Annotated in this window: 21 protein-coding genes and 2 pseudogenes; 13 read left to right on the forward strand and 10 right to left on the reverse strand. The window is 68.8% G+C overall.

Annotated features, from left to right (window positions below; genetic code table 11):
- Nucleotides 1-30 precede the first annotated feature (30 nt).
- The 3 genes from LPA45_RS25695 to LPA45_RS25705 all read left to right on the forward strand — a co-directional run bounded on the left by LPA45_RS25695 (nucleotide 31) and on the right by LPA45_RS25705 (nucleotide 5,510).
- Nucleotides 31-402 carry a porin gene (locus LPA45_RS25695; protein WP_367395050.1) on the forward strand — a complete coding sequence of 124 codons (372 nt, stop codon included), beginning with the start codon at nucleotides 31-33 and terminating at the stop codon, nucleotides 400-402.
- A 173-nt stretch (nucleotides 403-575) separates the two neighbouring features.
- A complete protein-coding gene (locus tag LPA45_RS25700) occupies nucleotides 576-1,001 on the forward strand; it encodes a PRC-barrel domain-containing protein (RefSeq protein ID WP_116323697.1) in 426 nt (141 codons plus the stop codon).
- Between the two features lie 93 nt (nucleotides 1,002-1,094).
- Nucleotides 1,095-5,510: a response regulator gene (locus tag LPA45_RS25705; protein WP_317921733.1), complete on the forward strand. Its 4,416-nt coding sequence runs from the start codon at nucleotides 1,095-1,097 to the stop codon at nucleotides 5,508-5,510.
- Here the strand turns inward: LPA45_RS25705 and LPA45_RS25710 are convergent.
- The 4 genes and pseudogenes from LPA45_RS25710 to LPA45_RS25725 all read right to left on the reverse strand — a co-directional run bounded on the left by LPA45_RS25710 (nucleotide 5,482) and on the right by LPA45_RS25725 (nucleotide 8,300).
- Nucleotides 5,482-6,045 carry a TonB-dependent receptor domain-containing protein gene (locus LPA45_RS25710; protein WP_317921731.1) on the reverse strand — a complete coding sequence of 188 codons (564 nt, stop codon included), beginning with the start codon at nucleotides 6,043-6,045 and terminating at the stop codon, nucleotides 5,482-5,484. The two genes, LPA45_RS25705 and LPA45_RS25710, sit on opposite strands and share 29 nt — an antisense overlap.
- Nucleotides 6,002-6,361: a DUF3325 domain-containing protein gene (locus LPA45_RS25715; RefSeq protein ID WP_317921729.1), complete on the reverse strand. Its 360-nt coding sequence runs from the start codon at nucleotides 6,359-6,361 to the stop codon at nucleotides 6,002-6,004. The genes LPA45_RS25710 and LPA45_RS25715 overlap by 44 nt, the downstream gene beginning before the upstream one ends.
- Nucleotides 6,358-8,007: pseudogene (locus LPA45_RS25720) on the reverse strand (PepSY-associated TM helix domain-containing protein). The gene LPA45_RS25715 and the pseudogene LPA45_RS25720 overlap by 4 nt, the downstream one beginning before the upstream one ends.
- Nucleotides 8,007-8,300, reverse strand: a complete 294-nt coding sequence (locus LPA45_RS25725; protein ID WP_317921725.1) for a DUF3649 domain-containing protein — start codon at nucleotides 8,298-8,300, stop codon at nucleotides 8,007-8,009. Before LPA45_RS25725 ends, LPA45_RS25720 begins: the two are co-directional and overlap by 1 nt.
- Before the next feature lie 695 nt (nucleotides 8,301-8,995).
- Between LPA45_RS25725 and fur the strand changes: the two genes are divergently transcribed.
- Nucleotides 8,996-9,481 carry a ferric iron uptake transcriptional regulator gene (gene fur, locus LPA45_RS25730; RefSeq protein ID WP_317921723.1) on the forward strand — a complete coding sequence of 162 codons (486 nt, stop codon included), beginning with the start codon at nucleotides 8,996-8,998 and terminating at the stop codon, nucleotides 9,479-9,481.
- A 55-nt stretch (nucleotides 9,482-9,536) separates the two neighbouring features.
- The gene (locus tag LPA45_RS25735) at nucleotides 9,537-9,812 is read left to right on the forward strand and encodes a hypothetical protein (RefSeq protein ID WP_116323692.1); all 276 of its coding nucleotides are present in this window, start codon (nucleotides 9,537-9,539) and stop codon (nucleotides 9,810-9,812) included.
- 4 nt (nucleotides 9,813-9,816) lie between these two features.
- Here LPA45_RS25735 and LPA45_RS25740 read toward each other — a convergent pair whose 3' ends face one another.
- Complete coding sequence (locus tag LPA45_RS25740; RefSeq protein ID WP_317921720.1) at nucleotides 9,817-10,740, reverse strand: DMT family transporter; 924 nt, start codon at nucleotides 10,738-10,740, stop codon at nucleotides 9,817-9,819.
- Nucleotides 10,741-11,266: 526 nt separating this feature from the next.
- On the opposite strand from LPA45_RS25740, the gene LPA45_RS25745 reads away from it, so the two are divergent.
- The gene (locus tag LPA45_RS25745) at nucleotides 11,267-11,587 is read left to right on the forward strand and encodes a PadR family transcriptional regulator (RefSeq protein WP_116323690.1); all 321 of its coding nucleotides are present in this window, start codon (nucleotides 11,267-11,269) and stop codon (nucleotides 11,585-11,587) included.
- A gap of 77 nt (nucleotides 11,588-11,664) precedes the next feature.
- On the opposite strand, the gene LPA45_RS25750 is transcribed toward LPA45_RS25745, so the two are convergent.
- A complete protein-coding gene (locus LPA45_RS25750; RefSeq protein ID WP_317921719.1) occupies nucleotides 11,665-14,844 on the reverse strand; it encodes an EAL domain-containing protein in 3,180 nt (1,059 codons plus the stop codon).
- A 333-nt stretch (nucleotides 14,845-15,177) separates the two neighbouring features.
- On the opposite strand from LPA45_RS25750, the gene LPA45_RS25755 reads away from it, so the two are divergent.
- Nucleotides 15,178-17,169, forward strand: coding sequence for a diguanylate cyclase domain-containing protein (locus LPA45_RS25755; RefSeq protein ID WP_116323688.1), 1,992 nt, complete (start codon nucleotides 15,178-15,180; stop codon nucleotides 17,167-17,169).
- A gap of 21 nt (nucleotides 17,170-17,190) precedes the next feature.
- Here LPA45_RS25755 and LPA45_RS25760 read toward each other — a convergent pair whose 3' ends face one another.
- Nucleotides 17,191-17,577 (reverse strand): hypothetical protein, encoded by a 387-nt coding sequence (locus LPA45_RS25760; protein ID WP_116323687.1) that lies wholly within the window; start codon nucleotides 17,575-17,577, stop codon nucleotides 17,191-17,193.
- Between the two features lie 474 nt (nucleotides 17,578-18,051).
- Here LPA45_RS25760 and LPA45_RS25765 point away from each other — a divergent pair, with 474 nt between their 5' ends.
- From LPA45_RS25765 to LPA45_RS25775, 3 genes and pseudogenes are all read left to right on the forward strand, one after another.
- Nucleotides 18,052-18,402 (forward strand): four-helix bundle copper-binding protein, encoded by a 351-nt coding sequence (locus tag LPA45_RS25765; protein ID WP_116323686.1) that lies wholly within the window; start codon nucleotides 18,052-18,054, stop codon nucleotides 18,400-18,402.
- Between the two features lie 229 nt (nucleotides 18,403-18,631).
- Nucleotides 18,632-19,575, forward strand: a pseudogene (locus LPA45_RS25770) (lyase family protein); the annotation flags it as partial.
- Between the two features lie 88 nt (nucleotides 19,576-19,663).
- Nucleotides 19,664-20,428: an SDR family oxidoreductase gene (locus tag LPA45_RS25775; RefSeq protein WP_317921716.1), complete on the forward strand. Its 765-nt coding sequence runs from the start codon at nucleotides 19,664-19,666 to the stop codon at nucleotides 20,426-20,428.
- A gap of 21 nt (nucleotides 20,429-20,449) precedes the next feature.
- Here the strand turns inward: LPA45_RS25775 and LPA45_RS25780 are convergent, their stop codons facing one another.
- Nucleotides 20,450-20,785, reverse strand: a complete 336-nt coding sequence (locus LPA45_RS25780; RefSeq protein WP_317921715.1) for a hypothetical protein — start codon at nucleotides 20,783-20,785, stop codon at nucleotides 20,450-20,452.
- 446 nt (nucleotides 20,786-21,231) lie between these two features.
- Between LPA45_RS25780 and LPA45_RS25785 the strand changes: the two genes are divergently transcribed.
- From LPA45_RS25785 to LPA45_RS25795, 3 genes are all read left to right on the forward strand, one after another.
- Nucleotides 21,232-22,545 carry an MFS family transporter gene (locus LPA45_RS25785; RefSeq protein ID WP_116323684.1) on the forward strand — a complete coding sequence of 438 codons (1,314 nt, stop codon included), beginning with the start codon at nucleotides 21,232-21,234 and terminating at the stop codon, nucleotides 22,543-22,545.
- 106 nt (nucleotides 22,546-22,651) lie between these two features.
- Nucleotides 22,652-23,572 carry a LysR family transcriptional regulator gene (locus tag LPA45_RS25790; protein WP_116323683.1) on the forward strand — a complete coding sequence of 307 codons (921 nt, stop codon included), beginning with the start codon at nucleotides 22,652-22,654 and terminating at the stop codon, nucleotides 23,570-23,572.
- Nucleotides 23,573-23,692: 120 nt separating this feature from the next.
- Nucleotides 23,693-24,166 (forward strand): aminoacyl-tRNA deacylase, encoded by a 474-nt coding sequence (locus LPA45_RS25795; RefSeq protein ID WP_116323682.1) that lies wholly within the window; start codon nucleotides 23,693-23,695, stop codon nucleotides 24,164-24,166.
- 55 nt (nucleotides 24,167-24,221) lie between these two features.
- Here the strand turns inward: LPA45_RS25795 and eutC are convergent, their stop codons facing one another.
- On the reverse strand, nucleotides 24,222-25,043 hold the full coding sequence (gene eutC / locus LPA45_RS25800) for an ethanolamine ammonia-lyase subunit EutC (RefSeq protein ID WP_317921714.1): 822 nt from the start codon (nucleotides 25,041-25,043) through the stop codon (nucleotides 24,222-24,224).
- A gap of 64 nt (nucleotides 25,044-25,107) precedes the next feature.
- Nucleotides 25,108-26,490, reverse strand: a complete 1,383-nt coding sequence (locus tag LPA45_RS25805; RefSeq protein WP_367395051.1) for an ethanolamine ammonia-lyase subunit EutB — start codon at nucleotides 26,488-26,490, stop codon at nucleotides 25,108-25,110.
- Nucleotides 26,491-26,526: the final 36 nt, after the last annotated feature.

Genomic DNA, 26,526 nt, shown 5'->3' on the forward strand with positions numbered 1-26,526 from the left:
GCGTAGCGCCCGATACAGCACTATTCCGGGATGCCTGCCATGGGCCGGCGCGAATCGGCGGGCGACGCGCGCTTCAATATCGCCTTTGCCGGGCTGGGCTACCAGCTCACGCCGGCGTTGCACCTGTCGGGCGCCTACTACCGCTACTGGCAGGGCGGCGACGTGACCACGCAGTTCCAGGACGTGCCGGCGCTGCCCGGCAGCGGCAACGCCGACAGTCTTGCCGTGGTGGCCGACTACGCGCTGTCCAAACGCACCAGCGTGTACCTGGAGGCGGACGCCGTGCATGCGCGCGGCGGCGCGGTCGGCCGCGAGACCGAGTACTGGGCAGGCACCCCGGCCGCCGGCGTGGATAGCAGCACGCGCGCGGGCGTCATGCTGGGGATGCGCCACCAGTTCTGAACCCGGCAGTCCGGGCGCGCTTTTTTTGCAACCTGGCGCGAAAGAATTACTTTGCCGCGTGCCCGAACGCGATGGGACGGCCTTGCGCAGCCCGGTGTGGCGCTGCTTGCGGTTCAGGCATGGTCATTGCGCACGCCTTATGTTCCTGCGTTCATTTGCATAAGGAGCCCAACATGCAAACCCAAGCTACCAGCAGTCAAGGCGCGGCCATCGTCGGTTCGGGCGTGGGCGAAGGCCCCGGTCCGGAAGTCATGGCGGCATCCAGCCTGGACGGTACCAAGGCGTACTCGTCCGACGGCGAACACGTCGGCAAGATCTCCGAGATCATGCTGGACGTGCCGCACGGCCGCATCGCCTACGCGGTGCTGACCACCGGCGGCTTCCTCGGTATGGGCGATACGCTGCATGCCATCCCATGGAGCGCCCTGGTGATGGACACCGACGAAAAGTGCTTCCGGATTGCCGTGACGGCGGATCGGATCAAGTCCGCGCCCGGCTTCAACAAGGACAGCTGGCCGGCCATGGCGGATCCGCAATGGGGCAAGTCGCTGCACGAGTACTATGGGCGCGACCCGTACTGGGTGAACCCGCCGCTGTAGGCCGCGGCGCAGGCTTGCATTGCGCCGCCAGGCTAGGCACAGTCTTGCGAGACGCACGCGCGGCGCAACGCCGGCGCGGCTCGGGAGACCACCATGAGCAGATCCGACGGCACCGTGCCGCAAGCGCCCGGCGCGGCCAGCGGCAGTGCCTCCGCAGACATGCCTGGCTTTCTCGCCGGGGGTGGCGAGATGGGCGCGCTGATCCGCGCGCACGACTGGTCCTCAAACCCGCTGGGGCCGCCGCAGGGGTGGCCCCACAGCCTGAAGACCGCAATCCGCATCATGTTGACCTCGCGCCAGCCGATCTGGATCGGCTGGGGCGAGGCGCTGCATTACTTCTACAACGACGCCTACAAATCCATCATCGGCGGCAAGCACCCTGGCGCGCTGGGCCAGCCGACCGCGGTGGTTTGGCATGAAATCTGGCCGGAAATCAGCCCCCTGCTCGACACCGCGATGACCCGTGCCGAGGGCAGTTTTGTCGAGCAGAAGCTCCTGATCATGGAGCGCAACGGGTATCCGGAAGAGACCTACTACACCTTTTCGTACAGCCCCGTGCCGAACGACCATGGCGGCACCGGCGGCATCATCTGCGCCAACAGCGACGATACCGAACGCGTGCTGGCCGAGCGGCAGCTCAATGTGCTGCGCGACGTGGCCGCGGCCGCCACCGACGCGCGCTCCTGGCGCGAGGCCTGCGAGCGCACCATGGGCGCGCTGGCATCGGATCCGCGCGACATCGTCTTTGCGCTGCTCTACATTGCCGAGCCCGGCGCCGCCGATCTGCAGCGCGTGGTGGCCAGCGGCATCGACCCCAGTCATCCCGCCGCGCCGCCCGCGATCTCGCTGGAAGCGGTGGCGCCGTGGCCGGTGGCCGAGGTCCTGCAGCAGCAACAGCCGGCGCTGGTCGGGCAGCTGGCAACGCGCTTTGCCGCACCGCTGCCCACCGGCGCATGGGGCGTGCCCACGGATGCGGCCGCGGTGATCCCGGTGGCGCCGTCGGGCGGCGCCTCGCATCGCGGCGTGCTGGTGGTGGGACTGAACCCATACCGGCTGTTCGGCGAGCGCTACCGCAGCTTCCTGAACCTGGTGGCCGGCCAGATCGGCGCGGCGATGCATTCGGCGCAGGCTTACGAGGAAGCGCGCAAGCGTGCCGAGGCGCTGGCCGAGATCGACCGCGCCAAGACCACCTTCTTTTCCAATATCAGCCATGAGTTCCGCACGCCGCTGACGCTGATGCTGGGGCCGCTCGAAGAATTGCTGCGGCGCGCCGGCGGCGACGGCGGCGACGGCGGCGACAGCGCCGACGACGAACAACGCTCGCTGCTCGAAATGACCCACCGCAGCGGCCTGCGCCTGCTCAAGCTGGTCAACGCGTTGCTCGACTTCTCGCGCATCGAGGCCGGCCGCATCCGCATGCAGCGCCATCCCACCGACCTGGCAGCCTTCACCGCCGACCTCGCCTCGCTGTTCCGCGCCAGCGTCGAGAATGCCGGCCTGGCGCTGCTGGTCGAATGCGAGACGCTGCCGCACCCGGTAGCGGTAGACCGCGACATGTGGGAGACCATCGTGCTGAACCTGGTCTCCAATGCATTCAAGTTCACGTTTGCCGGCAGCATCACCGTCAGCGTCGCGGCCCAGGGGGGCAGCGCGGTGCTGCGCGTGCGCGACACCGGTATCGGCATCCCGGCCGGCGAGCTGCCGCGCATCTTCGAGCGCTTCCACCGCGTCGAGGGCGCGCAGGGGCGCTCGATCGAAGGCAGCGGCATCGGCCTGGCGCTGGTGCAGGAACTGGTGCGCCTGCATGCCGGCACCGTCGAAGTCGACAGCGTGCAGGGCCAGGGCACCTGCTTCACCGTCACGCTGCCGGTGGCGTCCGCCGGGGATGTGCCGGTGGATGCGGCGCCGGCCGCCAGCAGTGCGCAAGCCCGCGCCTACGTCGACGCAACCCTCCGCTGGCCGCGTGCCGAAACACCGGCCATGACCATGGCCGCCGAGGATGCGCAATACGACCCAAAAGCCCAACACGCCCAACACGCCCGGCATGCGCCCGCGCCGGACGGCGAAGCCGCGGCCCCCGCCACCGTGCTGGTAGTGGACGACAACGACGACCTGCGCGACTACATGCGCCGGCTGCTGAACGCCGCGGGCCACCGCGTCGAGGTGGCGCCCGACGGCGTGGCCGCGCTGGAGGTGGCGCGGCGCCAGTCGCCCGCGCTGATCGTGTCGGACGTGATGATGCCCCGGCTCGACGGCTTCGGCCTGGTGCAGGCCGTGCGCGCGGATCCGGCGCTGCGTGAAACGCCGGTGCTGCTGCTCTCGGCCCGCGCCGGCGAAGAAGCGCGCGTCAGCGGCCTGGGTTCCGGCGCCGACGATTACCTGGTCAAGCCCTTCTCGGCCCGCGAACTGCTGGCGCGCGTGGCCAGCAACCTGCGCCTGTCAGAACTGCGGCGCGCCACCGAGCGCCGCCTGCAGGATCTCAATGCCTCGCTCGAGCGGCGCATCACGCAGGCCGTGGCCGATCATGACCGGCTGTGGGAACTGAGCGAAGACCTGCTGATCGTGGCCGGTTTCGATGGCACCCTGCAGCGTGTCAGCCCGGCGTGGACGCGCACGCTTGGCCATGCCCCCCACGAGGCGCTCAGCCGGCCCTACCTGTCGTTCATCTACCCGGATGATCTGGTGCTGGTGACCGCGCAGCTGGCGGCGCTGCGCCACGACGGCACGCCGGTGCGTTTCGAATGCCGCCAGCCGCGCGCGGACGGCGCGTTGCGCTGGCTGGCCTGGACCGTGGCGATGGATCCCGCCAACGGCCATTTGCACGGCGTCGGCCGCGACGTCACCGGCGACCGCGAAGTCCAGGCGGCGCTGCGCCATGCCGACGAGGCCCTGCGCACGGCGCAGAAGATGGAAGCCATCGGCAAGCTGACCGGCGGCGTCGCCCATGACTTCAACAACCTGCTGCAGGTGATCGGCGGCAACCTGCAGCTGCTGGCGCGCGACCTGGCCGGCAACAGCGAGGCCGTGCCGCGGCTGCGCAATGCGCTGGCCGGCGTGGCGCGCGGCGCCAAGCTGTCGTCGCAGCTGCTGGCATTCGGGCGGCGCCAGCCGCTGGCGCCGCGCGTGGTCAACCTGGGCAGGCTGGTGCGCACGCTGGACGACATGCTGCGGCGCGCGCTGGGCGACGGCATCGAGATCGATACCGTGGTCACCGACGGCCTGTGGAACACGCTGGTCGACCCGTTCCAGGTCGAGAACGCGCTGCTGAACCTGGCGATCAACGCACGCGACGCCATGCACGGGCAGGGCCGCCTGACCATCGAGGCACGCAACGCGTGGCTGGACGAGGCGCTGGAAGAGCCGCCGCGCGGACGCCCGCCGCGGCTCGCGGCGCAGTATGTGTTGCTGGCGGTCACCGACACTGGCGTGGGCATGACGCCCGAGGTGCAGGAACAGGTGTTCGAGCCGTTCTTCACCACCAAGCCCGAAGGCCAGGGCACGGGCCTTGGCCTGAGCATGGTGTATGGCTTTATCCGCCAGTCCGACGGCCACGTGAAGATCGTGAGCGAGCCCGGCCGCGGCACCACGGTAAAGCTCTACCTGCCGCGCGTGCGCGTGGCGGAGGATCCGGATACCGAACCCGAAGCGGACCACGCGCGCGGCGGCGGCGAAACGGTGCTGGTGGTCGAGGACGACGAGAATGTGCGCGCCACCGTGGTCGAGATGCTGGCCAGCCTGGGCTATCACGTACTGCGCGCGCGCGATGCACAGGGCGCGCTCGCCATCGTCGAGCGGGGCGCGCACATTGACCTGTTGTTCAGCGACGTCGTGATGCCGGGGCCGTTGCGCAGCACCGAGCTGGCCGACAAGGTGCGTGGGCGGGTGCCGGGCATCGGCGTGCTGTTCACGTCGGGCTATACCGACAGCATCATCGTCCACGGCGGCAGGCTGGATCCCGGCGTCGAACTGCTCAGCAAGCCTTATACGCACGAAGCGCTCGCGCGCAAGGTGCGCCACGTGCTGGCCAACCGGGAACAACGTACCGCGGCGGCAACCGGTGCGCCGCCAGCGGACCGCGCACAGGTGCAGGTAAGTGCTGGCACGCGCGTGCTGTGCGTCGACGACGATGCGCTGGTGCGCGCCAGCACGGCGGAACTGCTGCGCGCCTGCGGCGCCGAAGTGACCGAGGCAGAGAGCGACATCGAGGCGCTGGCGCTGCTTGCCGCCGGCACCTTTGATTTGTTGCTGACCGATGTCGCGCTGCACGGCGGCGCCGGCGGTTCGGGCGTGGAGCTGGCACTGGCCGCACGCCAGCGCCAGCGGCATCTGCGCGTCGTGTTTGCCACCGGCTATCCGCTGGTGCTGACGCCGGCCCAGCACCAGGTGCTGGGCGACGCGACGGTGCTGCGCAAGCCGTATGCGCCGCAAGCGCTGCTGGACCTGGTGCAGGGCGCGGAGGGGGCGGAGGGCGGCGCAGCGCTCAGAAGTCGACCGTCATCGACAGCTTGACTGTACGCGGCGCGCCCTGCACCAGGTAGCCGCCGTAGGCAGAGGCCCAGTAGGCCTTGTTGGCCACGTTCTCCACCGCGGCGCGCGGCGTGTAGCGCTGCTGCGCCGCCTTGAAGCTGTAGCGCGCGCCCAGGTCAAAGCGGTTCCACGACGGCACCCGCACCCGGTTGGCGACATCGGCATATTGCGCGCCGGTCTGCAGGTAGCGGCCCGACAGGGTCAGCCCGGCCAGCCACGGCAGGTCCCATTCGGCGTTGAAGGTGTAGTTCGGCACGCCCACGCCATGCTTGCCCTCCGTCGCAGCCACGCCGGTATTGGTCTGCTTGCTGTCGATATAAGCAATGCCTGCGATCACGCGCACGCCGCGCAGCGGCTCGCCGAAGCCGCTCAGCTCGATGCCGCGGTTGCGCTGCTCCTTGATCGGCGCGACAGGAGGCGCGTTGCCGCCTTGCGACGGCGGCACGGCAAGGGAGGGGGTCAGGCCGGCATCGTCAGCCGGCGAACAGGCGGGCGCCGGCCAGCGCGGCCACGCCAACGCCGGCCATGCCTGGCAGCAGCCGCTGCACCAGGCGCGGCGCATAGCACAGGCCCATCACCACGGCGAACGCGCTGGCCGTCAGCGTGCCGAGCCACGACACCGTGCCCAGCGGCCAGCCGTCGGCGCCGATATGGACCGACCAGGCCAGGGCCAGCGCCAACGCACCGGCGGCGCGCAGGCGCAGCACCGCGGCCGGCGCCGGCACGCTTGCGCGTCCGTGCAGGTCGGCATGATGGCGATCGAGCGACAGCGCCAGCGCGACGAAGCCAGCCATCGACAAGGCCAGCGCGGCTACCACAGCGAGCGCGTTCATGCGGCCTCCTGGCCAGCGGCCACCTTGGCGCCGCGTGCCTGTGCGCGCGGCTGGGGCGCGCTGCGTGCGGCAGGCTGCCGGCGTCCCGTCATCCAAGCCGCGGCGCCCAGCGCGATGCCCAGTGCCAGCGTGACCAGATCAAACCCCGCCACGGCGGCCGGGCCCCGGCCTTGCAGCAGCGTTACGCCGAGGTGCGAATCCGTGGTCAACGCGTTGAGCAGCGGAATGCCGCCGAACAGCACCGCGCCGGCCCACAGCTGCGCGCGCCACATCGCGCGGCTCGGGCGAAGCTGCGCCAGCAGCGCGCACGCGCCCCAGGCGATGAAGAACCAGCGGATCTCGGTCTCCTGGCGTTGCAGCATCTCCACCGGCAGCAGCCGGTTGGCCCAGAAGTAGCTGGCGAAGGCGACCGGCAGCCCGGCGATGGCGCCGATATTGAGCGCCTCGACCAGACGCAGCCCGAAGCTGGGCCGCGCGCCCGCGGCAATCGCCCTGGCCTGTTGCTGGCGCGTGCGCACGGCCCACAGGATCGCGCCGGTCGCCACCATGGCCGAGCCGGCGAGCCCGCACAGGAAGAACAGCGCGCGCAGGCCCGGCGAAGCGAAGCCGGCGATATGCAGGCCGGTCATGACGCTGCGGGTCAGGTCCGCGCCGGGCTGGTCGTCGGCATAGGCCTGCATCAGGGTGCCGTCCTTGCCGGAGAACTCCAGCGTCGGCGCATCGTGCGCCAGCGCGCGTGGCTCGGCGCGGATGACCGACACGGTGGCATTGGCATCGCCCGGCAGGCTGACCACTACGCGCTGCGGCTCGGCGCCTTGCCAGCGCTGCTGCGCCTGCGCCACCATCGCGCCGACCGGCGCCAGTTCGGCCGGCGTGCCGGCCGGCTTGCGCTGCGGCGGCCGCTGCATCGCCTCGGCCTGGAACGCGCGCTGGTCGCCACGATAGGCGGCTTCGATGCCCCACGGCATGTACATGAACAGCAGCGTGACCAGCCCGGTGTAGGTGATCATCAGGTGGAACGGCAGCGCCAGCACCGCCAGCGCGTTATGCGCATCGAGCCAGGAACGCTGGCCCTTGCTGCGGCGGAAGGTGAAGAAGTCGGCAAAGATGCGGCGGTGCGTGATCACGCCGCTGACGATCGCCACCAGCATGAACATGGCGCAGAAACCGGCAATCCAGCGCGCTCACTTGGCCGGCATGTAGTGCAGGTCGAAATGCAGCCGGTACAGGAACTCGCCGCCGCGAGTCTCGCGCGCGGCTTGCAGCGGCGCGCCGGTGACAGGATCGAGCAGGCGCGTGTCGAAGCGGCGCGGCTTGCCTTGGGCATCGCTCGGCCCCTTGCCCGGCTGGTAGACCCACAGCACGCTGGTATAGGGTTGGCGCTCGTCAGGCAGCGAGATAAACCAGCGCGTGGCATCGGGCGCCGCGCTGTTCAGGTAGCGTACCGCGCCTTCCGTCGCCTGGGCTGCCGGCACTTTGGAAGCGGCGGCCGCGCTGCGATGCAGTTCGGGCCGCATCCACAGCGAGATCTCGTCCTTGAAATAGCTGGCGGTGCCGCCGCAGAACATCAGCAGCAACACCCAGCACACAAGCAGGCCAGTCCAGGTGTGGAGCCACGCCATCGATTGTCGGAAGCCTGTCCGCATCACGCACCCTGCCCCAATGCCAGCAATCCCCACAGCAGTCCGGCCGGCAGCGCCAGACCGGCCCAGGCGCGCCATGCGTTGCGGACCGCGAACACCCAGACCGCCGCGGCGGCATAGACGGCAAACGACAGCAGCGTGGCGGCGGTCACGGCTTCCGGACGCGGCAGCGGCAGCGACACCGCCAGCGCGGCGGTCGACAGCGCAGCCAGGGCATAGCCGCCGGCGATCGCCGCGACCGCGCGCGATGCCACGCCCGCGCGGTAGCGCCAGCCGATGGGATGGGTCTTGCTCATGTGCTGCCCTCCGGCGCGCCATGCAGGGCGCGCGCGCGTGGCAGGAACGAAGGGATTGAGCGGCCGGCCGGACGGCGGCGAGGGGTGCGACGCATGACGGGAATGTGAATCGGAATAGTTACGAATGATAACAATTCGCATTAAGCTGCTCAATGGTATACATTAGGCACATGGGCACTGTCTGAGACCGCACCCAAAAAAATGCGAAGCCGGTGAAAATTTCACTTGTAATGAGATCGATTCCCATTTACTATTCGATCACTGCCTGACGCACGGTGCTTCACCAGCCAGGCAGCCCGGCCAGCATCGAGGCCGCCGCGGCAAGCGGCAATGCCCCGAACCCTGGCAGGCACAGAATTTCCGGACGCCGCAACGTGGCAATCCCACGCGGCATTCGATACCGACTTTTGTGGGGACCGCTCCGTCACGCGGAGCGTTTGGCAGTAGCCAGTCTTCGGAAGATCGGGAAAGCAACCAGACCCCGCTTTCCCGATCGCGTCTTCCGGAGGCAAGCCAGGCCGCCTTTTTATTCAGCGCGTCGTGCAGGCACGGCGCGCCGCCAGGGACGCCAGCGCAGCGCGCGGCCGGCCCTGGCGCTTCCAGCCTGAATAATCCCGCCAAGCCCTTGACGCCGCCCGTGCGTGGCGCCGGGCACGGTGCCGCCCTGCCCGAGGCAGGGCAACAGCAGCATCCCAATGTCATCCGCCATGTCATCCGAACGGTCCAGCCCGATCCACCTCAAGCGCGCCGGCCTGAAGGCCACGTCGCCGCGGATGCGGATCCTTGAAGTGTTCCGCACCAGCGCACGGCGCCATCTCAGTGCGGAAGATGTCTATCGCATCCTGCTGACGCAGGACGAGGATGCCGGACTGTCTACCGTGTACCGGGTGCTGAACCAGCTGGTGCAGGCCGACATCCTGCTGCGCCACACCTTCGAGTCCGACCACGCCGTGTTCGAACTCAATGAAGGCGGCCACCATGACCACCTGATCTGTGTTGCCTGCGGCCGCGTGGAGGAATTCCGCGATGAAAGCATCGAGCAGCGCCAGCGCCAGGTAGCCGCCGACAACGCCTTTGTATTGCGCGAGCACATGCTGGTGCTGTACGGCGTCTGCCCCGAATGCCGTGCCAGTGCGGCGGACGAAACGCACCTGTCCGCCGTGCTACCCACGCAAGCCTGAGCACGCCCGAGGTCCGCATTTGAAATTTCGATGCCGCGCCCTGACGGAGCCAACCATGGAGCGCCTGACCAAGCCGCTATCCGAACTGAAACGCCTGCTCAGCGTGTACCTGAGGCAGGAACCCGGCTGCCAGGACTGCCAGCTGCGGGCGGTGTGTGTACACCGGCCCGACCACACCGGCTGCAACTGGAGCGCCGAGGTCGATTTCCCCGAACGCACCGAAGCCGACGCCATCCGTCATTGGCGCCAGGCGCGCCGCGTCGTGATGATGGTGCGGGAGCAGTACAACGTCGCCGCGGCAGCGACGGCGCCTTCAAGGGCGGCTTGCTGACAGCTCAGCGCTTTGCCGCCTGCATCGCCGCGGCCGTCGGCGCATCGGCCGCTACGGGCCGCAGCACCAGCCACACCGCCAGGCCGATCAACGCACCGCCCACGGCGTGGGCCAACGACAGCGCTTCGCCCAGGAACAGCGCACCCCAGACAATGCCGAACGGCGGAATCAGGAAAGTCACAGTCAGCGAGCGCACCGGGCCAAGGTCGGCAATCAGCCGGTAATAGAGGATGTAAGCCAGCGCCGTGCAGAGCACGCCGACGCCCGCCATGGCCCACCACACCCCGGCGCCGGCATCGGGCAGCGTGTTGTGGCGCCACAGCGCGACTGCGCTGAACGGCAGCAGGAACAGCGTCGCGCCGACCATGCTGCCGGCGGCGACCAGGCGGCTGTCCAGGCCGCCACGCTCGGTGATCCAGCGCCGCGCCAGGAAGCCGGCCAGGCCGTAGCAGGCGGTCGCCACCAGGCAAGCCAGCGCACCAAGCAGCAGCTCGGTCGAGAACGCGACCGGGCCGGTGCGCGTCAGCACCGCCACGCCAGCCACGCCCAACATCACGCCCAGCGCCTTGGCGCGCGTCAGCCGTTCGGAAAAGGCCAGCGCGCCGATCACGACGCCCATCAGCGGCGTCATGGCATTGAACACCGCCGAATACCCCGCCGGCAGCCACAGCGCCGCCACCGCGTACATGACGAACGGAATCCCCGAATTGATGACGCCCAGCACGAGTACGGCCGGCCATTTGCCGCGCATGTCCCAGCGCAGGCCCAGCAAAGGCAGGCACGCAGCCAGCGTGACGGCGGCAATGAGCACGCGCAGGAAAGCGGCCGGCATTGGACCGAGCACCGGTGCGCCGATGCGGATAAACAGGAAGCTGGCGCCCCAGATGGCGGCCAGCGCGACCAAACGTGCGAGATCGGCGGGTTTCACGGAAGGCGATGGCGGACTGTGGCGCCACGGCGAGATAGGGGTGTCGCGATTTGACGCCGGTGACGGCACGGACGCAAGCCGGATCCGGACATGTGCATCCGTTCACATGCGATTCATGCTGCACATGAATCGTGGCTTTTTCGCCGCAGTTGACGGATCTACCTCACATTAGCGCGCCCTTTTGGGCACAATGACAGACAATTTCCCAACGTTCCTGTCGAACTGCCTTCACCCATACCCCTCCCTAGGAGGGGTGCCGAAACAGACAGGTGACAACCCGTATTCAATTAAATTAAACTCTGGTCTGCGCCAGAGTTAATTGACCCCTCCGACGCATTCCCGACAGCCGCCAGGAACCCTGGCGGCTTCTTTTTTGCCCGCCCGGCTTAAAGTGCGCTATCAGGCATCACGGCACGGTAAAATCGCGGCACCGCTGCTGCAGTTGCCGGCACAACGTCTGCAAACCCAAACATCCTGCCCGCCGCCCGCGTCAACCGCCGGGACGGCTGCCGCGTTGCCAGATTTCATGAAACGACAGTTTTTGGGCTTGCTTGCCCGCGTCTACGTCCTGCAATTTGCCCTGGAAGTCCCCGCCACGGTCGCCATGCTCGCCGACATGCTGCTGGAGTACGGCTTCCAGGTCGACATTGGCACTGTGCGACCCTTGCTGCGCGCCTTGCAGATGGAGGGTTACCTCGAAAGCGTGTTGCGCGACGGCATTGGCCGCGTCTACCTGCTGACCGAGCGCGGCCGCGAGGAACTGGCGGCCAGCCGCCAGCGCATCGACGAACTGTATCGCCGCCTGCACGCAGACGTTCCCACTCCCGACACGCCGCGCCAAGCCTGACCAGTTTGCGCGTTCCCACGCGTCCACCAAGCCTGAGCGTACCCGTTTCTGCGGGCTCGCCGTCCGGCGCGGGCAGCCTATTGCCGCAGTGTGGCCTCGTTGGCCAGCGGCGATCCCAGGCCAGTCTCCAGCAACTGGCGCAAGGCCGGCGGCGGCACCGCCTGGCAGAACAGGAAGCCCTGCACGCCGTCGCAGCCCTGCGACCGCAGGAACTCGAACTGCGCCGCGGTTTCGACCCCTTCGGCAACCACCTTCAGGTGCAGCTGGTGCCCGAGCGCGATGATCGCGGCGGCCACCGCCTGGTCGTGACCGGGCGTAGCTACGTCGTCGACAAAGGACTTGTCGATCTTGAGCCGGTCGATCGGCAGCCGGGTCAGGTAGTTGAGGCCGGAATAGCCGGTGCCGAAATCGTCGATCGACAGCGCCACGCCAAGCGCGCGCAGCCGGCGGAAGGTTTCGATAGTGGTCTCGCCGCCGTCGACGAGAATGCCTTCGGTGACCTCGATCACCAGTTGCTGCGGCGGCAGCCCAGCCTGCTCCAGGCAGCGCGCCACGGTGTCCGGGAAGCCGGCCTGGCGCAGCTGCAGCGGTGAGATATTGACCGCCACCTCGATATCGCGGCCCAGCGCCTGGCGCAGCGCCTGGATTTCGCGGCAGGCGGTGGCCAGCGTCCATTCGCCCAGCGGCGCGACCAGGCCGCTTTGCTCGGCGATGGGGATGAACTCGGACGGCTTCATCGGACCGCGCTCGGGTGTTTCCCAGGCAACCAGCGCCTCGACGCCGGTGATCGCCAGCGTGGCGGTATCGACGATGGGCTGGTAGCGCAGCCGGAATTCGTTGCCGGCCAGTGCACGGCGCAGCAGGCCTTCTATGGTGAAGCGTGCCAGCGAGGCTTCCGCCATCGACGCGGCAAAGCGGCACAGCTGCGCGCGGCCACCCTGCTTGGCGGCATAGACCGCGGCGTCGGCGGACTTCATCAGTTCGGTCAGGGAATCGCCGTCGTCGGGGAAGATCGCCATGCCGATCGACGGGGTCACGCGCAGACGCTGCCCGCCGGCCTGCAGTTCTTCATTGACGCGCGCCTGGATCTTGGCGGCGATCAATTCGGCTTCGCTGTCGTCGCGCAGACCGCCCAGCACCACGCCGAATTCGTCGCCGCCCATGCGCGCCACCAGGTCGCCCTGGCGCACGGCGCCCTTGAGGCGGTCGGCCATGGTACGCAGCACGTCGTCGCCGACCGGGTGGCCAAGCGAATCGTTGATGTGCTTGAAGTGGTCCAGGTCCAGCAGCAACAATGCCACGCGTTCGCCATGGCGGCGCGCGTGCAGCAGCACGGGTTGCGCGCGTTCGTTGAGCTCGGCGCGATTGGGCAGGGCGGTCAGCGGATCGTGCAGCGCCAGGTGGCGGATATATTCGTCGACGCGGCGGCGCTCGGTCAGGTCGTAGGCGATGGCCTGGTAGCCTGCCGGCGCGCCGTCCGGCTGCGCGGCCAGTGCCGACACCGCTACCTGCACCGGCAGGCGCGAGCCGCCCTTGCGCACCCACGTCCATTCGCGTTCGTCGGTCAGGCCGAGCCGCGCCTTGGCGACCAGCGCGGACATGCCGGGCGCTACCGGTTCGCCCAGCTCCTGGCTGAGCGCGCGCGCGTGCGCGGCCAGTTCGTCGGCGAGATGCAGGCCGGTGACCGGCATGCGGCCGACCAGCTCGGCAGTGGCGTACCACAGCATGCGGGTGCCCGCCGCATTGACGCTGGTGACCACGCCGTCGTCGCCGAAGGTGATGACGCCGAAACTGGCATGGTCGACCAGCCCGGCATAGCGCGCCGCCTGGTGAGCGGCGGCCTGTTGCGCGCGGTGCTGCAGCTCCAGGTCCGTGATGGCCCACAGCCAGTGAGCGCCGCCCTCGGCGGCGGGCAGGTGCGCGGCGCCGGCGCGCAGCGGGAAACGACTGCCGTCGCTGCGCACACCGGTCAGTTCGCGCTGCGCGGCGCCGCGCACCACGCCGGCGCCATCGGCACCGCCCGCGACACCGGTGGCACCGGGCGCAAGCATATCCAGGTTGCGCCCGACCAGGTCAGCCGGCGCGATGCCGAACAGCTTGCCGGCGCGTTCGCTGGCACGCACGACCGTGCCGTTGGCATCGGTGAGGACAAAGGCATCAGCGGATTGCGCCATGCATGCCTGCAGCATGGCGTTGTCATCCTCCCAGGCGTGGACTGCCTGGGCCTCGCGTTGCCGGGCCGTGCGGCGCTGGCGGGCCAGCGCATAGATCAGGCCGGCCAGCGCCAGCGAGGCCAGCGCGCCCGCGGCGAGCACGATATAACCGTGGCGCGGGCCATATGCCGCCTCGAAGGCGGGACGCGTGGCCGCGCGCAGCGTCCACGCGGCGCCACCGTAGTGGACCTGGCGCTCGCCGCGCAGCAGCGGGTCGTTGCCGTCATCGCGATGCGCGATGCCAGCCGTGTCCGAGAGCAGCGGGCCGGGCGTGGCAGGCGTACCCTCATGCAGCGACAGCTCCAGGTCCGCCTGTGCCGGCGCGCCGACCCCGCGCATCAGGTCGCCCAGGCGCAGCGATACATAGACATAGCCGACCACCGCCTGGCGCCGCTGCGCCAGCGTGCTGGCGGCCACACCGCCACCGTAGACCGGCAGGAACAGCAGCGCGCCGCGCTGGCGTTCCACCGCCTCGGACTCGCGCACCAGGTCCAGCCCGCGCGTCAGCCGGGGCTCGCCGCTGTCGCGCGCCGCTTCCAGCGCGGCGCGTCGGGACGGATCGGACAACAAGTCGAAGCCGGCGGCGCGGGCGTTACGCCCGGCCAGCGGCTCCACATAGAGGATGGGCGCGTAGAGGCTGCGCGGGCCGGCGGGACGGATCCAGTAATCGGTCAGGCCATCGGCGCGCGCGGCCGCGATCAGGGGTTCGACCTGCGGCGGTGCCGTGAGCGGTGCGTAGCCGATCGACTGCGTGCCGGGCGGCAGTTCATCGAGCTGGGCGGTATAGAGATAATTGCGCCATTGCGCGCGCGAGGTTGCCGGATTGGCGGTCATCAGGCCAGCCACGCCGCGCAGCAGCCGTTCGTTCTCGAGCATGCGCTCGCGCAGTGCGCTGCTGGCCTGGCTCAGTTGCGCATCGAAATGCTGCTGGGCGAGCCGCTGCTCGAATTGCTGTACCTGGCGCCATGCCCCCGCAGTCAGCAGCGCCCCGCCTGCCGCGACCAGCAGCGACATCAAGGCAGGGGGAAGCGCAGTCAGTCTCATGGTCTTCGATAGCGTCTGACGCCGGCGACGCGCCTGCCGCGAGGCTGGCCAGCGCCCGGGAAACGGCTGCGTGCCTGGCGATAACGCGGCACTATACCGCGCCCGATGCACCAGGCACAGCCCCCTGTGCCAGCGATTTCCCAAACGGGTGAAGGGTGCAAGCCCCACGGCTACGCATGTCCCGACAGCCCCACATTGCGTGCCGGCCATGCCGCGATGCGCTATGGTAGCTTGTAGCCATGCCTCGCCGGCGCCCCACCCGGCGTGCCGCGCCATCCTGCAATCGACCTGGCGCTTGCCTTGCGCCCACCTCGCGATTCACCTCGCGCCCACATGCCTGTCTATACGCCAACGCTGAAAGCGCGCATTGCCCTCATCACCACCGTGCTGGCCGCGGTATTCGGCACCGGTATCGTGCTGGTTGCGCTGTATGACGCGCACCGCGACCTGCATGATGCGCTGCAGGACCAGCAGGACTCGGTGGTCAAGCTCACCGCCGACCAGCTCGACACCGCCATGTCGGACCGCATCATGCTGCTGTCGCACCAGGCCACGCAGCTCGGCGGCCTGCTGGCGCAGGCGCACGGCGCGCAAGCCGGCGCAATACGGCAGCAGGCGCTGCAGACGCTGTCCAAGGCGATCCCCGTGCCGGCCGCCTTCAATGCGCTGCTGGTCGCGGACGTGCAAGGCAATATCGTCAACAATATCGGTTCCGGCGCGGAAGTGAGCGATCGCGGCTATTTCCGCGAAGCCGCGCGCACGCTCGCGCCGGTGGTCTCGCCGCCGATCCGCTCGCGCACCACCGGCGAGGTCGGCATCATGGTGGCCGTGCCGGTCCTGTCGCCGCAGAAGACCTTCGTCGGGATCGTGGGAGGCTGGCTGGACATGGCGAGTGCCAACTTCATGGTCGAGATCCTGCACAACCGGCTCGGCACCACGGGCTACTACTGCCTGGTCTCGGCCGGACGCGACCCGGTCTATATCCGCCATCCGGACCCCGCGCAGGCGCGCCAGCCGGCGCTGAGCGTGGGCGACAGCTGCGGCGAGGACGACAGCCCGGCGCCGCTGGAATTCCTGACGCCGGTGCGCCCGGTGATTGCGCGCTACCTGATGTCGAGCACAGGCTGGGAACTGGTGGCGCTGCTGCCGGCGCGCGAAGCCTATGCCCCGCTGCGGCAGATGCAGCAGCGCTTCCTTGGGCTGGCCGGCCTGGCGCTGGCGCTCGTGGCCATGCTGATCTGGCTGGCGGTGCGGCGCCAGCTGGCACCGCTGACCCGCCTGCACAAGGTGGTGCTGGCCAGCGCCAACGACCTGTCGGCGTTCGAGCGGCTGCCGGCGCGACCGCAGCGCGACGAGATCGGCGACCTGTCGCGCGCCTTCGTCAAGCTGATGCGCGACGTGCGCGAGCGCCGCCAGGCGCTGGATCGCAGCGAGCGGCGCCTACGCGCGGTGACCGACACGCTGCCGTCGCTGCTGGCGTTTATCGATCCTGACGAGCGCTACGTCTTCAACAACATCGCCTATGAGCATGTGTTCGGCCTCAAGCTCGACGAGCTGCGCGGCAAGGCGGTGCGCGAGGTGCTGGGCGAAGCCCGCTACGCGCGCGCGCAGCCCTTTCTGCAGCGCGCGCTGGCCGGCACCGCGGTGACCTTCGAGTCCGAGGACCAGGACCCGGAGTACCACTGCATGGAGACCAGCCTGCGGCCGGAATGGAGCGCGGACGGCAGCGAAGTGGTCGGCGTGCATATCCACGTGCAGGACATCACCCAGCGCAAGCTCGAAACCCTGCGCCTGGCGCGCATGTCCCGCACCGATCACCTGACCCAGCTGATGAACCGCAGCGCCTTCGAAGGCCAGCTGCAGGCTGCCATGGCGCGCAGCCGCGAGCACGGCAGCCTGATGGCGCTGCTGTACCTGGACATGGACCGCTTCAAGGCGGTCAACGACATCCACGGCCATGCCGCCGGCGACCAGCTGCTGCAGGCGTTCGCGCAACGCGTGCGCGCCTGCGTGCGGGCGGCCGACACCGTCGCCCGGCTGGGTGGCGATGAATTTGCCGTGGTACTGGAAGACCTTGCGCAGCCGGCGGCGGCCCGCCGCGTGGCGCAGGCGATCCTGCACGCAATGGACGAGCCGTTCAGCGTCGAAGGCGTGTCGGCTGACGTCGACGTCAGCATCGGCGTCGCGCTTTACCATGGCGGGCCGGCGCAGGACCGCGAGCTGATGCGGCTCGCGGACGTGCTGCTGTACCAGGCCAAGGGCGCCGGGCGCGGACGCTACGAAATCGGTCCGCCGGAACTGGCCGGCGAACTCAGCCGCCAGTGAGGCGGGAGGCCCGGAGGCCCGTCAGTGCAGTGTGCCGCCGGGCTTGCCGGGCATGGCATCGGCAGTTGCCGCACCGCTGCCTTCCGGCTCGAACGGAACATGGCGCCCGTCGCTGGACTGGTAGCCGAGCTGGGCGTCGGCGCCCAGCATTTTTTCCCAGGCAATCATGGCCTGCGCCACGGCCTCGGGGGCGCCCTTGAACACCACCACGTCGTTGCCGCAGCCGGGGCATTCGCCGCCGAACACGGCGTCGATGCCCGGCAGTCCCGGTACGTTCAGGGTGTCGAACTGCTTGAACGCAGTCTTGCAGTGCCCGCAGACCAGCTGCGCCGGACGCAAGGCCTCGATCTTCGCGCGCGCCTGTGCCGCACGCTCTTCGGGGGTGCCCCGTTTCTTTGCCTCGCCCATGATGTCCTTCCTTCCCGTGCTGCCGGTGTGCTTGCCCCGGCGCGGCCACGGCGGCCGCGCGGTGCGGTGTGTTGTTGGGTGGCCATCTGCCGGCCTGTCGCGCGCCCTGCCGGAGGGCCCGGGCTTGCGTTGTTGTTGCGGCTTCCTGTTAGATGCGGTTGGGGGGACGGTGGTGCCCGACGGCCGCGCCGGGTGCCGGGCACGATACCCGTGGCCTGCCATCGGGAACGCTTCGCGCAGGTCGCATTGTAACCAGCACGGCGCTGCAAGTACCGGGCCCGCAGGATCGACTTGCGCCTGCTATTGTGGATAACGATGCCCCGTGCCGGCGCCTTTGCGGCGACCGCGTCACCGCGGGACATCCCATGGAACCGCGCTCGCCGCCGCCGGGCGGCGCGGGGCGGGTCCGCGCCCGCGGGCAACGCGCCGGCATTCACGGTTCCATCCCACCTACCCCCGAAGGAGGACGCCCCGATGATCCGACCCACCGTGCAGGAAAACGCCGCCCGCTACGCCGACTGCATCGCCGCGTGCAACGCCTGTGCGGCCGCCGCGCTCAAGTGCGCCGCGGCCTGCCTGGAAGAGCAGGACGTGCGCAGGATGGCGCGCTGCATCGCGCTGGACATGGATGTCGCCGGCATCGCGCAACTGGCCGCCTCGTACATGCTGCGCAACAGCGAGTTCGCGCAGCTGGTCTGCGAGGACTGCGCCGAAGTCTGCAAGTGGTGCAAGGAAGAATGCGAGCACCATAACGCCGAACACTGCCAGGAATGCGCGCGGGCCTGCGCGGTATGCATGGAGCAGTGCCTCAAGATGACAGCGTAGCCCGGCGCAGCCTCGTTCCGGCCTCCGGCCTGCCGTGTCGGCCGCCCTCGCGGTTGACCCGGCGGACAGCATGGACTTGACCGCGCGCTGCGCACCTGCGGCGTAATCTGGCGGACCGCACGCGCGGTCGGTGCGCGGCCCGGCGTCAGGCAGCCTGACATGCCGGTGCCCGCATTCCGCCACGTTCCTTCCATTTGGCAATAGCGGACGCCCGCAGCGGCGTCCCTTGGAACAGCTGCTGCCGGCACTGGAGCAGCTGCAGCAGACCTTCGCGCGCAAGGTGGAGGCCTTCGCCGATATCGTCAAGGTGGGCCGCACGCACCTGCAGGACGCGGTGCCGCTGACGCTGGGCCAGGAGTTCTCGGGCTACATGACGCAGGTCGCCGATGCGCAATCGCGGCTGCAACAGGCCATGCTGCGAGCGATGCCGGTGGCGCAGGGCGGCACCGCGGTCGGCACCGGGCTGAACGCGCCGCACGGCTTCGCCGCGGCCTTCGCGCGCGCGCTGGCCGACTACACCGGCCTGCCGTTCGAGCCCGCGCCCAACCGCTACGCGCTGCAGGCCTCGCATGACGCGCTGGCCGACCTGTCGGGCGCGCTCAACACCACCGCCTCGTCATTCCTGAAGATCGCGCGCGATTTCATGCTGCTGGGCTCCGGGCCGCGCGCCGGCTTCGCCGAGCTGATCCTGCCGGCCAACGAGCCGGGCTCGTCGATCATGCCGGGCAAGGTCAATCCGACCCAGGCGGAGGCGCTGGCCATGGTGTGCTGCCGCGTGATCGGCAACCACACGACGGTGACGCTGGCCAACGGCCTGGGCACGCTGGAGCTGAATGCGTACAAGCCGGTGATCATCTACAGCCTGCTGCAGTCGGTGAGCCTGCTGGCCGGGGCGGCGTCGAGCTTTGCCGAGCATATGGTCGAGGGCGTCGAGGCCGACCGCGAACGCATAGCCGAGCTGCTGGAACGCTCGCTGATGCCGGTCACGGCGCTCAACCCGCACATCGGCTCGACAAGGCCGCCGAAATAGCCAAGCTGGCGGTGCAGCGCAACCTGTCGCTGCGGGAAGCGGCCATCGCGTCCGGACATGTGACCGAGGAGCAATTCCGGCAATGGATCGACCTGGAAGGGATGAGGCGGGGATGTAAGACGCATCAACCGGGCGATTGTTGATCGCTGTTGCCTGATCCTTTTGCTTTAGGCGCATTTATCCAATCGTCGCCAACATCCATGATGAAGGCATCTCAACACGGAGCCCATCATGCAACGCGATCAAGACCAACAAACCAGTGCCACCCCGCGCCGTGCCGCCCTTGTGACCGGCGCTTCGCGCGGTATCGGGCGCGCCATCGCACTGCGCCTGGCGGCCGATGGCTTCGACGTGGCCATCGGCTACGCCGGCAGCACGGCGCGCGCCGATGAAACCGTGGCCGCGGCACGCGAAGCCGGCGTCAATGCCGTCGCGATCCAGGGCGACGTGGCGCAGCCGCAGGACGTGGCGCGCCTGTTCGACACGACGCAGCAGGCGTTCGGCCGCCTCGACGTGGTCGTCCACAGCGCCGGCATCATGCCGATGGCGCCGGTGGCCCCCGGCAGCCTCGACGCCTTCGACCAGACCATTGCCACCAACCTGCGCGGCGCATTCCTGGTGCTGGGCGAAGCGGGCGCGCGCCTGGGCCAGGGCGGCCGCATCGTCGCGCTGTCCACCAGCGTGATCGCGCGTGCGTTGCCCGGCTACGGGCCTTACATCGCGGCCAAGGCCGGCGTAGAAGGCCTGGTGCGCGTGCTGGCCAACGAGCTGCGCGGGCGCGGCATTAGCGTGAACGCGGTCGCGCCTGGGCCGGTCGCCACGGAACTGTTCCTGGAAGGCAAGACCGAGGTGCAGATCGAGCAATTGTCGAAGGCGGCGCCGCTGGAGCGGCTGGGCACGCCCGAGGACATTGCCGGCGCGGTGTCGTTCCTGGCCGGTCCGGAGGGCGGCTGGGTCAACGCGCAGGTGGTGCGCGTCAACGGCGGCTTCGCCTGAAACGGGGCGCCGGCCGGGTGTTTAGCCCGGCGCGCTGGCCGACAAGTCGCAGCGCTGGCGCGCGAGCGAGTCGCGCGAATAGCCATGGCGTACGCGCAACTGGTGCTCCACGGCGTCGGCCTGGTCCAGGCACGCGAACACCAGGTCGTCCTTGAAACGCTGCGATACGCCTTTGAGGCGCGGCGCTTCGTAGGCGACCTGGCGCGCGCGGCAGCGCAGGAACAGCAGCGTCTCCTGCGTGGCGGCAACCAGCTGGTCATGCTCGATCCGCTTGCATTCGACCAGGTCCTGGGCGGACGCGCTGGCGCCGGCAACGAGCAAAAGCAGGCACAACCAGCGGCGCATCAAGCGGTGCATGGCAAACGGGGGCGCGTCAGGCCAGTTGAAGATATGCCTCGCATCATTGCCCAGAGCCGCGTTCTGTGCAAGGGAGGCGGCGCCTGGAAAGCCGTCACGGGCGGCCGAAGCGCGGGATACACTGTCCCGCTGGCTGGACAATCGCCCGCAAACCCTGATGGCACCGTGCCGGGCCTCGTCGCATGATGCACCGCAGCACAGGCCAGGGGTGGGCAGGACCTGGCCAGCGCGCTACGCTTGACTGGCAAATGCGCCGCAGCGCGCGCAGTTCACGCCCCAGACCGACGGGCTTTTCACGCCCGGCCTTCCCCGTGTTCCCCATGCCAAGGTCCGCCATTCGCGCCGGCCCTCGCCGGCATGGTCCTGCTTTTGGCCCTTGCGCCGCCGCATTGCAATTGCGACTGACCCGCGGTTGCTCCGCTCCGCCCTGACTGCAACACAACAACATGACCGATCTCTCTGCAACCTCCGCCCAGACCGGCGGCCCGAGCCGCGATGAAGTGCGCAAGCGCATCTATGCGATCGTCGCCGCATCATCGGGCAACCTGGTCGAATGGTTCGACTTCTACATCTATGCGTTCTGCGCGATCTATTTCGCGCCGTCGTTCTTTCCCAAGTCCGATCCCACCGCACAGCTGCTGAACACCGCCGGCGTGTTTGCCGCCGGCTTCCTGATGCGGCCCATCGGTGGCTGGCTGTTCGGCACCATCGCCGACCGCCACGGCCGCAAGAATTCGATGCTGATCTCGGTGGTCATGATGTGCGCCGGCTCGCTGCTGATCGCCGGCCTGCCAACCTATGACAGCATCGGCAACTGGGCTCCCGCGCTGCTGCTGCTCGCGCGCCTGATCCAGGGCCTGTCGGTGGGCGGCGAGTATGGCACCACCGCCACCTACATGAGCGAGGTCGCGCTGCGCGGGCGGCGCGGCTTCTTCTCGTCGTTCCAGTACGTGACGCTGATTGGCGGCCAGTTGCTGGCGGTGCTGGTGGTGGTGATCCTGCAGCAGCTGCTGGACGAGGCCGAGCTGAAGGCCTGGGGCTGGCGCATCCCGTTCGTGATCGGCTCGATCACCGCGGTCGTCGCGCTGTTCCTGCGCCGCACGCTGCACGAGACCTCCTCGGCGGCCAGCCGCGGCAGCAAGGAGGCCGGCAGCGTCGCCGAGCTGTTCCGCAACCACAAGGCGGCCTTCTTCACGGTGCTGGGCTATACCGCCGGCGGTTCGCTGATCTTCTACACCTTCACCACGTACATGCAGAAGTACCTGGTCAATACCGCCGGCATGTCGATCAAGACCGCCAGCTACGTGATGACCGGATGCCTGTTCCTGTACATGTGCATGCAGCCGGTGTTCGGCGCCTTGTCCGACCGCATCGGCCGGCGCAGCAACATGCTGATGTTCGGTGCGCTCGGCACGTTGTTCACGGTGCCGATCCTGACCGCACTCGGCTCGGTGAGCAGCCCCGAACTGGCCTTCGTGCTGATCGCCGTGGCACTGGCCATCGTCAGCTTCTATACCTCGATCAGCGGCATCGTGAAGGCCGAGATGTTCCCGGCCGAAGTGCGCGCGCTCGGCGTGGGCCTGGCCTACGCCATTGCCAATGCGATCTTCGGCGGCTCGGCTGAATACGTGGCGCTCGGCATGAAGACCCTCGGCCACGAGACCTCGTTCTACTGGTACGTGACGGCGATGATGGCGATCGCCTTCCTGGTGAGCCTGCGCCTGCCGCGCCAGGCAAAGTACCTGCACCACGAGCACTGAGCCCGGCCAAGGCGGCGCGCACGGCAACCGCGCGCGCCGGCATGGCAATATACGGGGCCGGCAGCTGCCACACGGCGCTGCCGGCCCATTTTCATTCTTTCGAGCCATGGACCTCAACGCCCTGCGCCTGTTCGTCGACATCGTCGACGCCGGCAACCTGAGCGCGGCCGCGCGCAAGCTCAAGATGACGCGCGCCAATGTCAGCTACCGGCTGAAGGCGCTCGAAGAAGAGCTGGGCGTGCAGCTGCTGCGCCGGACCACCCGCCATGTCGAGCCCACGCCCGTGGGCGCGGGCCTCTACGAGCACGGCCGCAATATCCTTGGCGAGGTGGCGGCCGCCAATGCGCTGATCAGCAACATGGGCAAGAGCCTGCAGGGCCATGTGCGGCTGTCGGTGCCCACGGGCCTGGGCCATACGCTGCTGTCGCCGCTGCTGGTCCAGTTCAAGCAGCGCTATCCCGATATCACCCTCGACGTGGTCTTCGACAACCGCGTGCACAACCTGGTGTCCGAGGATGTGGACGTGGCGTTGCGCATCATCTCCACGCCGCCCGATTCGGTCATCGCCACCGAGATCGGCGCGGTGGACTGGGTCATCTGCGCGTCGCCCGCTTACCTGGCCAACCATCCCGCACCCCAGTCGCTCGCCGACCTGCAGGCGCATGGGATCGTGTGCGCCTCGCCGGTCGGGCAAAAGCTGAAGGTCGCGGGAACGCGGCCCGGCAGCGACGCGGAAGCCCGCGATCAGGTAGTGCTGGAACCGACGCTCAGTTCCGACAATTTCGGATTCCTGAAGGAAGCGGTGGTGGCCGGCCTGGGCGTCGGCATCACGCCGATCTACGCGATCGGCGAAGAGCTGGCGAACGGCGGGCTGGTGCAGTTGCTGCCGGATTACCGCATCAGCGTGTTCGGCAGCCGGCTGTACATGCTGACCATGCCAAACCGCTACCAGACGCTGGCCACGCGCTATCTGCTGAACTTCCTGAAAACCGAACTGCAGGCGGTGTGGCCGCGGCTGCACGCCTAGCGGCGCATGGCGGACCCGGGTTCCGCCCATCGGGCACCCGGAGCCGTTGGGCACGGCGCCAGGCACTATATTAGGAGCACAAGGATAACTGTAGGTGTATCCCTGTCCTGAGGAGCAACCATGGCCCTGTCTAGCACGCTCGCAAACTGCCTGAGCAGCAAGAATACCCAGTACGACATTATCCGCCACCCCTACACCCTCAGCAGCATGGCCACTGCCGAGGCGGCGCACGTTCCCGGAGACCGTCTGGCCAAGACCCTGTTGCTCGAGGACGAGCGCGGCTATGTCGCTGCCGTGATCCCTTCGAGCCATCACCTGCAGATGTCAGCCATCTGCGAACAGACCGGCCGCAACCTGGTGCTCGCGCATGAGGATGAAATCCGCGAGATCTTCAAGGATTGCGATCTCGGCGCGATTCCGCCGGTCGCCATGGCCTATGGCATGCAGACCTATGTGGACGACAGCCTGATGCAGCAGCCCGAGGTGTATTTCGAAGGCGGCGACCACCAGGAACTGGTTCACATGACACGGGACCAGTTCATGGACCTGATGTCGGATGCCACGCCCGGCAAATTTTCGCGCCGCATGATGTAGCGCGGCTATGTTGCGCTGCGGCCACCGCGGATCCTTCCCCGGTGGCCGTTTTTCTCTATGGACGATTCTGCAGCGGTGCCGCCGGCGGCGCCTCGCCGGGCAGTGCATGCTCGCTGTCGTCTTTCAGGTCCACGCCCGAGCGCCCCAGCGCCGCGGCACCGCGCAGCAGTAACGCCAGGCGTTGCGCGGCCAGCGCGTAGGACAGCCCTTCGGGCCGTACATTGGAGATGCAGTTGCGCTCGGCATCGGTGCGGCCGAGCTGCGGGGCGTAGGTCAGGTAGATGCCGAGGCTGTCGGGCGAACTCAGCCCGGGCCGCTCGCCGATCAGCATTACCACCTGCCGCGCACCCAGCGCGGCACCGATGTCGTCGCCCAGCGCGACACGCGATTGCTCCGCCACCACCACCGGTCCGATGCGCCAGTCCTGCGGCAGCCGCTGGCGCGTCGCTTCCAGTACCGCCACGGCGTGCGTCTGCGCGGCCAGTGCCGAGAGTCCGTCGGCGATCACGAACACGACATCGGGCGCCTGCTGCGGGCGCGCAGCGGCCAGGCGCTGCCTGCTGCCGTCATCGAGACGCCGGCCGAGGTCCGGGCGCCGCAGGTAATGCGTGCGGTCGGGCGCCGCGCTGTGGACGAGCACGTGGTCGAGCCCGGCCTGCAGCAGCACCTTGCTCATGGCGTCGAGGTCCAGCGGCAGGTGCACGGCATCGCGCGCCTGCGCATGGGCCAGCCCGAACGCCAGCACGGCATCGGTGGTCTGGCTGTGGCCGGTGCGGCCCAGCGCGATGCGTGCGCGGGTGAACTGGCGCAGGCGCTGCCATGGATCGGCATCGTGCGAATCGGGGGTGTTGGCGGCGGGCGAAGTGGGCTCGGTCATGGCGTGGCGGGAAACACGGCGTGGCGGGAAAAATGGCTTGGCACCGGCATCCAACAGGCCGGCCCTAGAGGTTGTGCGCCATCTGCAGCAACGGCTGGCGTGCGGAAGGCTCCAGCAGCCGGCCGGTGGCATCGGCAATGCCCATGCGCTGCAGCCATTGCTCGAACTCCGGCGCCGGGCGCAGGCCCAGCACTTCGCGCAGGTACAGCGCGTCGTGGAACGAAGTGCTCTGGTAGTTCAGCATGATGTCGTCGGCACCCGGCACGCCCATGATGAAATTGATGCCGGCCACGCCGAACAGCGTCAGCAGCGTGTCCATGTCGTCCTGGTCGGCCTCGGCATGGTTGGTGTAGCAGACGTCGCAGCCCATCGGCACGCCCATCAGCTTGCCGCAGAAGTGGTCCTCCAGTCCGGCGCGGATGATCTGCTTGCCGTCGTACAGGTATTCCGGCCCGATAAAGCCCACCACCGTATTGACCAGCAGCGGCGAGAAGGCGCGCGCCACGGCGTAGGCGCGCGCCTCCATGGTCTGCTGGTCGACCCCATGGTGCGCATTGGCCGACAGCGCGCTGCCTTGCCCGGTTTCGAAATACATGACGTTATCGCCGACGGTGCCGCGCGCCAGTCCCTGCGCGGCGTCGTGCGCTTCGGCCAGCAGCGCCAGGCTGATGCCGAAGGCCGTATTGGCGCGTTCGCTGCCCGCCACCGACTGGAACACCAGGTCGACCGGCGCGCCCTGCCCGATCGCGCGCAGCGTGTTGGTGACATGGGTGAGCACACAGGACTGCGTCGGGATATCGAAGCGGCTGCGCAGCGCATCGATCATGTGCAACAGCGAGACGATGGCGCCCAGGTTGTCCGATGCCGGGTTGATGCCGATGGTGGCGTCGCCACAGCCGTACAGCAGGCCATCGATGACGGAAGCGGCGATGCCCTTGGGGTCGTCGGTAGGATGGTTGGGCTGCAGCCGCACCGCCAGCCGCCCCGGCAGGCCGACAGTACTGCGAAAGCGCGTCACCACCTGGCATTTGCGCGCCACCACCACCAGGTCCTGGTTGCGCATCAGCTTGCTGACCGCGGCCGCGATCTCCGGGGTGATGCCCGGTGCGATGCGCGCCAGCGTGGCGGTGTCGGTCTCGTGCCGCAGCAGCCAGTTGCGCAGGTCGCCGACCGTGGTGGCACCGATCGCGGCAAACGCGGAGGCATCGTGCCGGTCGACGATCAGGCGCGTGACTTCGTCCTGTTCATAGGGCACCAGCGCCTCGTTGAGGAACCGGGCCAGGGGCACGTCGGCCAGCGCCAGGCGCGCGGCCATCCGCTCCTGCTCGCTGGCGGCGGCGATGCCGGCCAGGGCATCGCCGGAGCGGGCCGGGCTGGCCTTGGCCAGCAACGTGCGCAGGTCGTCGAAGACATGGCGCTGGCTGCCAATGGTGTGGATATATGCCATGGGAATGCCGTTCCGATATCGGGGCCGATGCCCCTA

The sequence above is a fragment of the Cupriavidus sp. Agwp_2 genome (assembly GCF_040784895.1).
In the GTDB taxonomy this organism is placed as follows: Bacteria; Pseudomonadota; Gammaproteobacteria; order Burkholderiales; family Burkholderiaceae; genus Cupriavidus.